Genomic DNA, 11844 nt, shown 5'->3' on the forward strand with positions numbered 1-11844 from the left:
GCGCCGAACCGCCGGACAGGCGGTCACGGGTGCGGTCGGGCCGGGGCGCCGTGTCCCCCGGACCGATGAGCGCAACCGTTCGAACCGGGCCCCCGGCGAGCGGACCCGAACCTCCCGTGGACCGCGCTTGACGTGCGGATTGCCAGAAAAAGGAACAGTCATGAGAGTCCATCACGCCCCGGCTCCCGGAGTGCGCGCCCAGCGCCCCGGTGCCTCTAGGCTGAGTTTCCATGAGCGCTCCCGTGTCCGCTGAGACGACCCCCGACGCACCCCGCCCGCGCGGTCTGCGGGCGCTCCGCAACCAGGCCGCCGCGGTGCCGCGGGCCTGGCTGCCGGGGGCGGTCGGGTACGCCTGCCTGGCCATCGGCCTGATCGACATCGCCTGCGCGGTCTCCCCCAGGCTGCGGTTCACCAGGGTGCACACCGTGGTCGGCCAGCTGCCCGGCGGCACCACCACGCTGGCCGCCGCCGGCACCCTGATGGTCGGCGTGCTGCTGGTGCTGCTGGCGCACGCGCTGCGCCGCCGCAAGGCGCGGGCCTGGCGGGCGGTGTGCGCGCTGCTGCCGGTCGGCGCGGCGCTGCACCTGCTGCGCTGGCACCAGTTCGGGCAGGCCGCGATCTCGCTGGCGCTGCTCGCGGTGATGCTGGTGCACCGGCGCGAGTTCTACGCCAAGGCCGACCCGCGCACCCGCTGGCGCGCGGTGCTCAACTTCGCCGTGCTCGGCGTCGTCTCGGTGCTGCTCGGCCTGGTCGTGGTCTCGGTCCGCTGGAAGGCGGAGATCGGCGACCCGTCGCTGTTCCAGCGGCTGGAGCAGGTCGGCTACGGCCTGTTCGGCTTCGGCGGCCCGATCCACTACACCTCCGACCGGATCGCCGACCTGGTCGGCTACTCGCTCGGCGCGCTCGGCCTGGTCACCGCCCTCACCACCGCGTACCTGGCGCTGCGCCCGGAGAAGCCCGAGCCCGAGCTCACCCCCGAGGACGAGCTGCGGGTCCGCGAGCTGCTGGCCCGGCACGGCCGGCGCGACTCGCTCGGCTACTTCGCGCTGCGCCGCGACAAGAGCGTGCTGTTCTCGCCGACCGGCAAGGCCGCGATCTCCTACCGGGTGGTCTCCGGCGTGATGCTGGCCTCCGGCGACCCGGTCGGCGACGTCGAGGCGTGGCCCGGCGCGATCAAGGTCTTCATGACGACCGCCCGCGAGCACGCCTGGGTGCCCGCCGTGATGGGCTGCTCCGAGGTCGGCGGCGAGGTGTGGACCCGGGAGGCCGGGCTGGACGCGCTCGAACTCGGCGACGAGGCGATCGTCGACACCGCCTCCTTCTCGCTCTCCGGCCGCGCGATGCGCAACGTCCGCCAGATGGTCAAGCGGATCGAGCGCAACGGCTACTCCTGCAAGGTCCGCCGGGTCGGCGACCTCACCCTCGACGAGAAGCGGCAGATCGGCGACGCGGCGGCCCGCTGGCGCGGCACCGACACCGAGCGCGGCTTCTCCATGGCGCTCGGCCGGTTCGGCGACGCCGGGGACGACGACTGCGTGGTCGTCACCGCGCACAAGGCCCCCGAGGAGGGGGAGGCGGGCGCCGACGCCGCCGACGACCTGAAGGCGGTGCTGCACTTCGTCCCGTGGGGCGAGGACGGCATCTCGCTGGAGCTGATGCGCCGCGACCGGGAGGCCGACCCCGGCCTCAACGAGCTGCTGATCGTCGCCGCCCTCCAGGAGGTCGGGGCGATGGGCGTGCGGCGGGTCTCGCTGAACTTCGCGATGTTCCGCTCGGCGCTCGCCCGCGGCGAGCGGATCGGGGCGGGCCCGGTGCTGCGGGCCTGGCGCGGGCTGCTGGTGTTCCTCTCGCGCTGGTTCCAGATCGAGTCGCTGTACAAGTTCAACGCGAAGTTCCAGCCGAGCTGGGAGCCGCGCTTCCTGGTCTACCCGCACACCCGGGACCTGCCGCGGATCGGCTTCGCCGCGATGCAGGCGGAGGCGTTCATCACCCTCGGCATGCCGCGCTTCGGCCGCAAGCGGCAGCGCCAGAGCCTGACGGCGGAGCCCGCGGCGCAGTTGGGCAGGGCCGCGTAGGCGCGCGGCGGGGTCGCGGGGCGGGCGGCGGGCCGCCTCCTCCTCGCGACCCCGCGGCGGGCGCCGGGCCGGTCGCGCGGTTCCCCGCGCCCCCGTCGGCCCCGCCCGGGGGAGTCGTTCCACCCGGTGCGTCGATAATGGGACGCATGAGCGAGAACGTCCCCGGTCTGCCCGTCCTTGAGCGCTGCGCGGTGATGGGAGTGGTCAACGTCACGCCGGACTCGTTCTCGGACGGGGGGCTGTGGCTGGACCCGGCGCGGGCGGTGGCGCACGGGCTGGACCTGGTGGCGCGCGGGGCGGACCTGGTGGACGTGGGCGGGGAGTCGACCCGGCCGGGCGCGGTGCGGGTGACCGAGGCGGAGGAACTGCGCCGGGTGGTGCCGGTGGTCACCGAGCTGGCCCGGGCCGGGGCGGTGGTCTCGGTGGACACCATGCGGGCGGGCGTCGCCGCGGCGGCCCTCGCGGCGGGCGCCCGGCTGGTCAACGACGTGTCCGGCGGGCTCGCCGACCCGGAGATGGCCGGGGTGGTGGCCGACACCGGCGCGCCGTTCGTGGTGATGCACTGGCGCGGCCAGTCCGCGGACATGGACGCCCGCGCGGTGTACAGCGACGTGGTCGCGGACGTGGTGCGCGAGCTGACCGTCCGGGTGGAGGAGCTGCTGGCCGCGGGGGTGAAGGAGGAGCAGCTGATCCTCGACCCGGGCCTGGGGTTCGCCAAGACCGGCGCGCACAACTGGGCCCTGCTGGGCCGGCTGGACGCGCTGACGGCGCTGGGACGGCCGGTGCTGGTGGCGGCTTCGCGCAAGCGCTTCCTGGGTACGCTGCTGGCCAACCCGGAAACCGGGGAGCTGCGCCCGGCGCGGCAGCGGGACGACGCCACGGCGGCGGTCTCGGTGCTGGCGGCGAGGGCGGGCGCCTGGGCGGTGCGGGTGCATGACGTGTCCGGCACGGCTGACGCCGTACGAGTCGTCGCGGCCTGGCAGCAGGCGGCGCAGAGGGGGTAGACGTGGCGGATGCAGTGAGTGGCGGCAACGACCGGGCGGCGGCGCCGGAGGCGGACGGGGAAGCGGTCCTGGCGGTCAACCAGGCGCTGTACGAGGCGCTGGAGAACGGCGACCTGGAGGCCGTCGAGGCGATCTGGCTGGGGCCGGACGAGGCGGACGACAAGAGCGGGGTGTTCTGCGTCCACCCGGGGTGGCCGGCGCTGATCGGCCGGGCCCAGGTGACCCGCTCGTACATGCTGATCATGGCGAACACCGAGTACATCCAGTTCTTCCTGACCGACGTCGAGGTGGACGTGCAGGGCGACGTGGCCCTGGTGACCTGCACGGAGAACATCCTGTCCGGCGGCGAGCCGGAGGAGGAGGGCGAGCTGGGGCCGCTGGTGGGCGGCAAGGTGGTGTCGACGAACCTGTTCCGGCGGACGCCGGCGGGCTGGAAGCTGTGGTCGCACCACGGCTCGCCGGTGCTCACCAGCGGGGACGACGAGGACGACGAGGACGAGTAGCGCCGCGGCGTCAAGGGCCGCGGCGGCCGGTCCGATCGGGTGGGCGGACGGGGAGGCGGTCCCGGGCGGTCGGTGCTCGAAGGTAGATTCGAGGGGCGGCGGGCGACGGTGCCCGCCGTTCCCCGCCCCGGCGGGGCCGTCAGCTGGGAGCAGTGATTCTTTTGCTGGACCGCGTCACCCTGCGCGGGCTCCGTGCCCGGGGCCACCACGGCGTCTTCGAACGGGAGCGGGTCGAGGGGCAGACCTTCGTGGTCGACCTGACGCTGTTCCTCGACACCCGGCCGGCCGCCGCGGGCGACGACCTGACCCGCACCGCCCACTACGGCGTGATCGCGGAGGAGGTCACCGCGGTGATCGCGGGCGACCCGGTCGACCTGATCGAGACGCTGGCCCAGCGGATCGCCGACCAGTGCCTGCGCCACGAGGTGGTCGAGGAGGTCGAGGTCACCGTGCACAAGCCGGACGCCCCGATCACCGTCCCGTTCGACGACGTCACCATCACGATCCGCCGGGGCCGCGCCTGACCGCGCCCGGTGGAGCCCGAGCAGAGGGAACTCCATTGGCCACGACCGACCCGACCGCCACGCCGACCACGTTCGACCTGCAGGGCAGGGTGGACCGCGTGGAGTCCACCCTGCACGACTCCCGCACCGCCGCCGTCGCGCTCGGCAGCAACCTGGGCAACCGCCTGGAGACCCTCCAGGGCGCCGTCGACGCGCTGGCGGACACCCCGGGGGTGCGGGTGACCGCGCTGTCCGCGGTGTACGAGACGGACGCCGTCGGCGGCCCCGAGGACCAGCCGAGCTACTTCAACGCCGTCGCCGTGCTGCGCACCTCGCTGCCCCCGCGGGACCTGCTGGAGCGGGCCAACGCGGTGGAGGACGCGTTCGGCCGGGTCCGCACCGTCCACTGGGGCCCGCGCACCCTGGACGTCGACGTGCTCGCCTACGAGGGCGTCACCAGCGACGACCCGCACCTGACGCTGCCCCACCCGCGGGCGCACGAGCGGGCGTTCGTGCTGGCGCCCTGGCAGGACGCCGACCCGGCGGCCGAGGTACCGGGCCGCGGCCCGGTCGCCGAGCTGCTGGCGGGCCTGGGCGGGGCCGGGGCGCAGGGCGTGCGGCTCCGCGCCGACCTGCAGCTGCGGCTGCCCGAGTAGCCCGGTCGGCGCCCGGGAACTTCCGGGCGCACGCGGGCGTAGCTCCCTGCGGGTGCGGCCGGGCCGGTACGGTGGCCTGGTCGTGACCCCGCCGTCGTCCCACTGGAAGGAAGCCCGTCCGCGTGAAGCCGCTCCGTCTCCGTCTGCTGCTCGGCATCACCGCGATCACCGGGCTGCTGTCCTGGGGGGGCGCCCGGCTGTGGGACTCGCTGGACACGCTGCCCGGGGTGCCCGCCTACGCGCCGTACGTGCTGGCGGCGGTCGCCGTGGTGCTGCTGGCCGCGGCGCTCTCGCTGCGCTCGCGGCTCAAGGCGGTGCGCGAGCGGCAGCCCGGCGCCAAGGGCGTCGACCCGCTGCACGCGGCCCGGGCGCTGGTGCTGGGGCAGGCCAGCGCGCTGGTGTCGGCGGTGGTGACCGGGATCTACGCGGGCGTCGGGGTGTTCCTGCTCGGCTCGCTGGACATCGCGGCCCGCCGGACGCAGGCGGCCACCGCGCTGTTCGCGGTGCTGGCCGGGGCGGCGGTGATCGCGGTGGCGCTGTGGCTGCAGCACATCTGCAAGCTGCCCGACGACCACGACGACCCCGAGCACCCGCGCGGGACGGCCGCCTCCCCGCACTGACGGTCCGTCACCGGGCCGTCGCCGTCCGTGGTTCTCGCGGACTGTCAAGGCCCGAATGGGGGGCGAGGCTGACAGCGCCGTGATTCGCACGCTAGTTTCTAGCCATGTCTCGCGGACGCCACCGTCATTCCTCCGTCCTCGGCCGGCTGCTGCCGCCGGTCGCCTCCGGTGTGCTCGTGGTCGCGGCGCTGGCCGCGCTGGTGGCCAGTCCGGATCAGGTGGTGGCCCGCTCGGTGGGCGTCGCCGCGGTCGTCGCGGTGGTCGGTCTGGCCCTGGTGCTGCGCCAGCGCGACCGGGCCGCCCGGACCTCCGCCCAGCTGGCCGTGGTGCGCCGGATGCGGGCCGAGGAGCGCTACGAGGAGCAGATCGCCGAGGCCGAGTACGCGGCCGAGGTCGCCGAGGAGCGCGCCACCCGGTTCGGACGGCGGCTGACCGCGGAGAAGTCCCGGCTGGCCAAGGCCGAGACCGAGATCGCCCGGCTGCTGCGCGAGCGCGCCGTGATGGTCGCCGAGCAGGCCCTGAAGGAGGCCGAGGCGGCCCGCGAGGCCGTGGAGGCAGCCCGCCCCAAGCACCCCGTCACGCCCGCCTCCTACGTCCGCGCGCAGGCCGCGCTGCGGCACCTGGAGCGGCAGGCGGCGGTCGCCGAGGCGCGCCGCGCGGTGGACGAGCGGGCCCAGGTCGAGCTGCGCCCGAAGATGCCGGAGCCGGTGCCGGCGGCCGCGGCCGCCGCGCTGCGCCCGGTCGGCCCGGCGCTGCCCGGGCCGGAGCAGCGCCCGGCCGTCCCCGCGCCGCAGCGCCCGCGGGCCACGGCGTTCAGCTTCTTCGGCCGCCCCGGCGCGGCCCGGGCCGCGCTGCGCTCCGGCGCCGCGGCCCCCGCGGTCGGCGACCTGGCGGACGTGGTGGGCGACGAGGCGCTGGCCGACAGCGAGCGCTACGCGGTGACGGCCGGCGCCCCGGTGGACGCCGCGCAGCCGCCGCACCAGGCGGTGGAGCAGCCGCCGAGCCACCAGCACGCCGAGTCGGACACCGAGTCCGAGGTGGTCGACCTGACCGCGCACGACGAGACCGAGCTGCTGGAGCTGCCCGAGCTGCGGGCCGGCCGCTCCTGACGGCGCCCCGGTGCGCGAACGGCCCCCGGAGGATTCCGGGGGCCGTTCGCGTGGTGGCGCCGGGTCAGACGTTGACGCCGAAGTCCTGGGCAATGCCGACCAGGCCGGAGGCGTAGCCCTGGCCGATGGCGCGGAACTTCCACTCGTCGCCGTTGCGGTACAGCTCGCCGAAGATCATCGCGGTCTCGGTGGCGGCGTCCTCGGAGAGGTCGTAGCGGGCGATCTCGGTGCCGCCGGCCTGGTTGAGCACCCGGATGTAGGCGTTGCGGACCTGGCCGAAGCTCTGGCCGCGGTTGATGCCGTCGTAGATGGTCACCGGGAAGACGATCTTGGTGACGTCGGCGGGCAGCGCGGCCAGGTTGACGTTGATCGACTCGTCGTCGCCCGCGCCCTCGCCGGTGCGGTTGTCGCCGGTGTGCACGACGCTGCTGTCCGGGGTGCTGGTGTTGTTGAAGAACACGAAGTGCCGGTCCGAGTAGACCTTGCCTTCGCCGTTCAGGACGATCGCGCTGGCGTCCAGGTCGAACTCGGCGCCGGTGGTGGTGCGCACGTCCCAGCCGAGGCCGACGGTGACCGCGGTCAGGCCGGGGGCCTCCTTGGTCAGCGAGACGTTGCCACCCTTGGAGAGGCTCACGGGCATGGTCTGTGGTGTCCCTTCGGTCGGTTTTGCCCAGAGAACGCCGGACGGGCCGCGATTGGTTCCACCGGTTGGTGGACGGACGGTTCTCCCCCGGACGGCGTTCGGGCCGTGATCAGATTCTCGGGTAACGGCCCTGGACGGTCCAGACGTTCGGGTTGTCGGCGAGCCCCTCGTGCAGCTCGGTCAGGTCGGCCAGCACGTCCTGCAGGAAGTCCCGGGCCTCGCGGCGCAGTTCGGCGTGCCGGACCACCAGCGGCTCGTCCTCGGGGCGCCAGGTCGCGGTGATCTCCACCCAGCCGAACCGGCGGGCGAAGCGCAGCAGTTCGGTGTTCTGGGTGAAGTCCAGGTCCTCGGTGCGCACCCGGGCCTCCCGGCTGCCCCGCGGGTCCTGGTCGAGCCGCTCGGCGATGTCGCACACCGCCCAGGCGAAGTCCAGCACCGGCACCCAGCCCCAGCGGGTCTCCAGCCCGGCGCCCTCGTCCGTCTCCAGGTACACGTCGCCCGCGAACAGGTCGTGCCGCAGCGAGCGGACCGACGCGGTGCGGTAGTCGGTCTGCGGGGGGTCGGGGAGGCGGGTGGACAGCGAGTAGCCGAGCTCGATCACGCCCGCCATTGTGCCCGCTTAACCAGGTGACGGGGGCCGGGGGCGGGCGGGATGATGGGCGCATGACTGAGCCCGTGCGCGTACGGGGCTCGGTGGTCGTCCCCGACGCCGAGCTCGTCTGGCGCTTCTCGCGGTCCTCCGGCCCCGGCGGACAGCACGTGAACACCTCCGACTCCCGGGTCGAGCTGCGCTGGGACCTCGCCTCCTCCGACGCGCTGCCGGCGGTGTGGAAGGAGCGCGCCCTGGAGCGGCTGGCCTCCCGGCTGGTGGACGGGGTGCTGGTGGTCCGGGCCTCCGAGCACCGCTCGCAGTGGCGCAACCGGGAGGTGGCCGCGGCCCGGCTGGCCGCGCTGCTGGGGGAGGCCACCGCGCCGCCGCCGAAGGCCCGGCGGGCCACCAAGCCCAGCCGGGGCATGGTCGAGCGGCGGCTGGAGACCAAGCGGCACCGCTCGGGGCTCAAGCAGGGCCGGGGCCGAATCCGCCCGGAGTGACGGGCCGTCAGCCCAGCTGCCGGTAGCCGCCGCGCAGGTACAGCAGCGGCCGTCCGGCCGGGGCCGGCACCTCGGCGGCCAGGACGCGGCCGAGCACCAGGGTGTGGTCGCCGGCCGCGATCCGCTGCTCGGTGCGGCACTCCACGGTGGCCAGCGCGCCGTCGATCAGCGGGGCGCCCGCGTGCGGGCCGCGGTGCCAGGCGGCGTCGGCGAACAGCAGCCGGTCGCTGAGCCGCCCCTTCATGGCGAACCGGGAGGCGAGCGCGCGGTGCTCCTCGCCGAGCAGCGACACCGCCCAGGTCTCGGCCCGGGCCAGCAGCTCGTCCATCCGGGAGTCGGTGCGGAGCGAGACCAGCACCAGCGGCGGCTCCAGCGACACCGACAGGAACGAGGTCGCGGTCATCCCCGCGTCCTCGTCGTCCTCGGGGTCGTGCACGGTCAGCAGCGAGACGCCCGCGGCGAGTTGGCCGAGGGCGGCCCGGAACTCCTCGGGGGCGGCGCCGGCCGCCGCGGGGGCGGGGGCCGCGGGGGCGGCGGGGGACTGCGGAGAGCTGTACACGTACCGCACGGTAGTCGCCGGTCGGGCGTGCCGGTATCGGGCCGTGGTCGTAGGTCCGCTCGGCCTTTGGTCGCCAACTCCTTGATCATTGTGTGATTTGAGTCACAGTCACCGGCTATTGCTGACCGAGCGTGCCTATCGCAGTGCTCGCTGTGATTCAGTTCTTCTGGCAATCGGACGACAACCTTTCAAGAACCATCCGAAGCAGCCGGGGAGCCCCCGCATGGAAGCCGAGTCGGAGCCCTACGTCCGCCTCGCGACCCTCCGCACCTTGCACCGGGTCGTGGCGGACCTCAACGCTGCCCGGAGCCTGGCGGGAACCCTGCAGGCGGTCGTCGAGGGCGCGGTCCACGGGCTCGGGTTCGACGCCGCCGCGGTCAGCCTGGTGCGCCCCGACGGCGACCTCGTGGTCGCCGCCGTCTGGGAGATCGAGGAGAACGCCTTCGGCGGCCCCACCGTCCTGCTCGGCCAGGTCGGCTCCCGCGAGTCCTGGGAGCGGATGCTCCAGGTCGCCGACCACTGGGGCACCCTGCGCTTCCTGCCGCACGACCGCGGCTGGGCGATCGCCACCGACGTCCCCACCTGGACCGGCGACGGCCCGATGCCCGTCTACGGCAACGACTGGCACCCCGCCGACGTGCTGCTCGCCCCGATGTACAGCGCCGGCGGCGACCTGCTCGGCATCCTCTCGGTGGACCGCCCGCGCAGCGGCAAGCGCCCCGGCGCCTGGACCCGCGAGGCGCTGGAGATGTTCTCCCTGCAGGCCTCCATAGCCATCGGCAACGCCCGGCTGCGGGCCGAGATGCAGCGCGCCCTGGCCCGGCTGGAGAAGGAGCAGCAGGCCCTGCGGGCCAGCGAGGAGTCCTTCCGGCAGGCCTTCGAGTACGCCCCCAGCGGGATGGCCATCACCGAGCTGCACGGCGACGCGATGGGCCAGCTCAGCCGGGTCAACGACGCCCTGTGCCGGCTGCTCGGCCGTCCCCGCGCCGCCCTGCGCCAGCAGCGCTTCGTCGACCTGGTCCACCCCGACGACCTCGACCTGCTGCTGCGCACCAGCGCCGAGGGCGGCCGCGCCGAACTGCGGCTGGCCCGCCGGGACGGCGGCTACCAGTGGGTCTGCCTGCGCAACTCGGTGGTCGCCGACGCCGCCGAGGGCCCCAGCTTCCTGCTGACCCACGTCGAGGACATCGAGGACCGCAAGCGCCACGAGCTCCAGCTCGCCCACCGGGCCAGCCACGACGCGCTCACCGGCCTGCCGAACGGCGCCGAGCTGCGGGCCCGGCTGGCCCGCCGGCTCTGTCCGGTCGCCCCGACCCCGGCGATACCCGGCCAGGCACCGCCCCCCGACGCCCCCCACCAGCCCTCCCACGCCGCCGCGGACGGCCGCCCGGCCCCCGGGGCGCCCGACGCCCTCGCGCACGGCTACGCGGCCCCCGACGGGCCCCTGGAGCGCGACCTGGCCGCCTTCCCCGACGACCGGCCGCCGTACCCCGGCGCCCCCGCCCACCACGTGCACGCGGTGGTCCCCGCCGAGCAGCCCGCCGGCGACCTGTGGCACGGCCACCGCCGCGGCGCCCCCGCCGGCGAGCGCGGCCTGGCCGTCCTCTACTGCGACCTCGACGGGTTCAAGCTGGTCAACGACCGGCACGGGCACAACACCGGCGACGCCGTCCTGATCGAGATCGCCCGCCGCCTCCAGCAGGTCGTCCGGGAGGGCGACACGGTGGCCCGGATGAGCGGCGACGAGTTCGTCGTCCTGGCCGACAACATCGGCCGCGAGGAGGCCAAGGAGCTGGCCGGGCGGCTGCGCGGGGCGATCCTGCCGCCGATGCGGATCGACAACCGGGCGGTGCGGGTCGGCGTCAGCCTGGGCATCGGCTGGGCCGGGTGCGGCATGAGCATCGACGAGGTGCTGCACTCCGCGGACGAGCGGATGTACGACGAGAAGCGCACCCGCGGCGGCGCCGCCCGCGGCTCGCGCGGCGAGCGCTCGCACCGCCGGGCGGGCTGAACCGCTTCGCCCCCGCTCAGCCGGGCCAGGTAGGGTGCCCTGGGTACAGAGACCATCCAGCTCCAGGGGAGTCGACCGTGACCACGCCCGGTGACAACGGCGCACCGCCCGAAGACGCGGTCCAGGACGACCCCTTCGCGTACCTCTACCGCCCGGCGGAGGGCGAGCAGCCCGTCGCGGAGCGGCCCCGCAGCGGCTACAGCCGCCCGATGGAGGTCGGCCGCGCCAGCTACGGCGAGCGCCCCGTCCACCCGCAGGCCGGCCCCGCCGGGTACGGCCAGGCCCCCGGGCAGCCCGCCGGCCAGTTCCCCGGGTCGGAGCCCACCTCCGCGCTGCCCCAGCAGTCCCGCTACGCCGAGCGCTCCCGGCCCCGGCCCGGCGAGGAGAAGCCCGCGGGCCGCGGCAAGGCCGCGATCATCGGCGCCGTCGCGGTGGTCGCCGCGGTCGCCATCGGCGCGGGCGTCGCGCTCTCCACCGGCGACCCGGACGGCAAGCCCAAGTCCGGCGCCGCCGCCCAGTCCGCGCCCGCCGCCCCGTCCGGCGGCGTCACGGCCGCCGCGGGCAGCGCCGGCCCCTCGGCCGACTCCTCGCCCAGCACCACCGCGCTCTCCGGCGGGACGGACGTCGCCGACGCCGCCGGCATGAAGCTCGGCGGCGGCAGCACGGTCGCCGGGCAGGTCGCGGGCGCGAAGGCGGCCGGCGGCAAGTACGTCGACGGGCTCGGCACGGTGGGCGCCTCGGTCTCCTGGGACGTGAACGTGCCCGCCGCCGGCACCTTCCAGATCTGGCTGCGCTTCAACAACAGCGGCCCGAACGCCACCGCCACCGTCGCGGTGGACGGCAAGCCGACCTACACCCCGATAAAGCTCAACAACTACAGCCCCGGCCTGCCGCCGGAGAGCTCCTGGTACTCCTCCTGGGTCAGCGGCACCGTGGCCCAGCCCGGCCCGCACACCATCTCGGTGACCTGCCAGGCCGACAACCAGTGCGGCTTCCTGCTCGACCAGATCGCGGTCACCCCGAACGGCACCTCGAAGGTCCAGGGCTGGTAGCCCGTCCCGGCCGGGCG

Annotated in this window: 13 protein-coding genes; 10 read left to right on the forward strand and 3 right to left on the reverse strand. The window is 75.1% G+C overall.

Translation table 11 applies throughout. The annotated features are described in order from the left end of the window. Positions 1–230: 230 nt before the first annotated feature. From ACIQVD_RS04215 to ACIQVD_RS04245, 7 genes are all read left to right on the forward strand, one after another. Complete coding sequence (locus tag ACIQVD_RS04215) at positions 231–2075, forward strand: phosphatidylglycerol lysyltransferase domain-containing protein (protein ID WP_400682525.1); 1845 nt, start codon at positions 231–233, stop codon at positions 2073–2075. Positions 2076–2212: 137 nt separating this feature from the next. After that, entirely contained in the window at positions 2213–3079 is an 867-nt protein-coding gene (gene folP, locus ACIQVD_RS04220; protein ID WP_402285925.1) for a dihydropteroate synthase, read from the forward strand. 2 nt (positions 3080–3081) lie between these two features. Then, positions 3082–3582: a nuclear transport factor 2 family protein gene (locus tag ACIQVD_RS04225; protein ID WP_100836831.1), complete on the forward strand. Its 501-nt coding sequence runs from the start codon at positions 3082–3084 to the stop codon at positions 3580–3582. 164 nt (positions 3583–3746) lie between these two features. Then, a complete protein-coding gene (gene folB / locus ACIQVD_RS04230) occupies positions 3747–4106 on the forward strand; it encodes a dihydroneopterin aldolase (protein ID WP_100838542.1) in 360 nt (119 codons plus the stop codon). A 35-nt stretch (positions 4107–4141) separates the two neighbouring features. After that, positions 4142–4741, forward strand: a complete 600-nt coding sequence (gene folK, locus ACIQVD_RS04235; RefSeq protein ID WP_111554808.1) for a 2-amino-4-hydroxy-6-hydroxymethyldihydropteridine diphosphokinase — start codon at positions 4142–4144, stop codon at positions 4739–4741. 122 nt (positions 4742–4863) lie between these two features. Beyond that, complete coding sequence (locus tag ACIQVD_RS04240; RefSeq protein WP_402285929.1) at positions 4864–5361, forward strand: DUF3180 domain-containing protein; 498 nt, start codon at positions 4864–4866, stop codon at positions 5359–5361. A 104-nt stretch (positions 5362–5465) separates the two neighbouring features. Further along, on the forward strand, positions 5466–6470 hold the full coding sequence (locus ACIQVD_RS04245) for a hypothetical protein (protein ID WP_400682519.1): 1005 nt from the start codon (positions 5466–5468) through the stop codon (positions 6468–6470). A 64-nt stretch (positions 6471–6534) separates the two neighbouring features. On the opposite strand, the gene ACIQVD_RS04250 is transcribed toward ACIQVD_RS04245, so the two are convergent. Beyond that, positions 6535–7110: a TerD family protein gene (locus ACIQVD_RS04250; RefSeq protein ID WP_400682518.1), complete on the reverse strand. Its 576-nt coding sequence runs from the start codon at positions 7108–7110 to the stop codon at positions 6535–6537. Between the two features lie 112 nt (positions 7111–7222). Further along, on the reverse strand, positions 7223–7714 hold the full coding sequence (locus ACIQVD_RS04255; RefSeq protein WP_100838541.1) for a hypothetical protein: 492 nt from the start codon (positions 7712–7714) through the stop codon (positions 7223–7225). Positions 7715–7776: 62 nt separating this feature from the next. Here ACIQVD_RS04255 and arfB point away from each other — a divergent pair, with 62 nt between their 5' ends. Then, the gene (arfB, locus tag ACIQVD_RS04260; RefSeq protein WP_100836825.1) at positions 7777–8205 is read left to right on the forward strand and encodes an alternative ribosome rescue aminoacyl-tRNA hydrolase ArfB; all 429 of its coding nucleotides are present in this window, start codon (positions 7777–7779) and stop codon (positions 8203–8205) included. Positions 8206–8212: 7 nt separating this feature from the next. Here arfB and ACIQVD_RS04265 read toward each other — a convergent pair whose 3' ends face one another. Continuing rightward, positions 8213–8764, reverse strand: coding sequence for a flavin reductase family protein (locus ACIQVD_RS04265; protein WP_400682517.1), 552 nt, complete (start codon positions 8762–8764; stop codon positions 8213–8215). 223 nt (positions 8765–8987) lie between these two features. On the opposite strand from ACIQVD_RS04265, the gene ACIQVD_RS04270 reads away from it, so the two are divergent. Together ACIQVD_RS04270 and ACIQVD_RS04275 are read left to right on the forward strand one after the other, a co-directional pair. Next, complete coding sequence (locus tag ACIQVD_RS04270) at positions 8988–10775, forward strand: diguanylate cyclase domain-containing protein (RefSeq protein WP_400682516.1); 1788 nt, start codon at positions 8988–8990, stop codon at positions 10773–10775. A 77-nt stretch (positions 10776–10852) separates the two neighbouring features. Continuing rightward, positions 10853–11827, forward strand: a complete 975-nt coding sequence (locus ACIQVD_RS04275; protein ID WP_400682514.1) for a hypothetical protein — start codon at positions 10853–10855, stop codon at positions 11825–11827. Positions 11828–11844: the final 17 nt, after the last annotated feature.

Origin of the sequence: Kitasatospora sp. NPDC090308 (assembly GCF_044769485.1) — a bacterium.
Taxonomy (GTDB): Bacteria; Actinomycetota; Actinomycetes; order Streptomycetales; family Streptomycetaceae; genus Kitasatospora; species Kitasatospora fiedleri.

Bases quoted from the DNA above. Each gene is read 5' to 3' on its own strand.
- ACIQVD_RS04215 (WP_400682525.1), top strand. From the start codon at position 231: ATGAGCGCTCCCGTGTCCGCTGAGACGACCCCCGACGCACCCCGCCCG.
- folP (WP_402285925.1), top strand. From the start codon at position 2,213: ATGGGACGCATGAGCGAGAACGTCCCCGGTCTGCCCGTCCTTGAGCGC.
- ACIQVD_RS04245 (WP_400682519.1), top strand. From the start codon at position 5,466: ATGTCTCGCGGACGCCACCGTCATTCCTCCGTCCTCGGCCGGCTGCTG.
- ACIQVD_RS04250 (WP_400682518.1), bottom strand. From the start codon at position 7,110: ATGCCCGTGAGCCTCTCCAAGGGTGGCAACGTCTCGCTGACCAAGGAG.
- arfB (WP_100836825.1), top strand. From the start codon at position 7,777: ATGACTGAGCCCGTGCGCGTACGGGGCTCGGTGGTCGTCCCCGACGCC.
- ACIQVD_RS04270 (WP_400682516.1), top strand. From the start codon at position 8,988: ATGGAAGCCGAGTCGGAGCCCTACGTCCGCCTCGCGACCCTCCGCACC.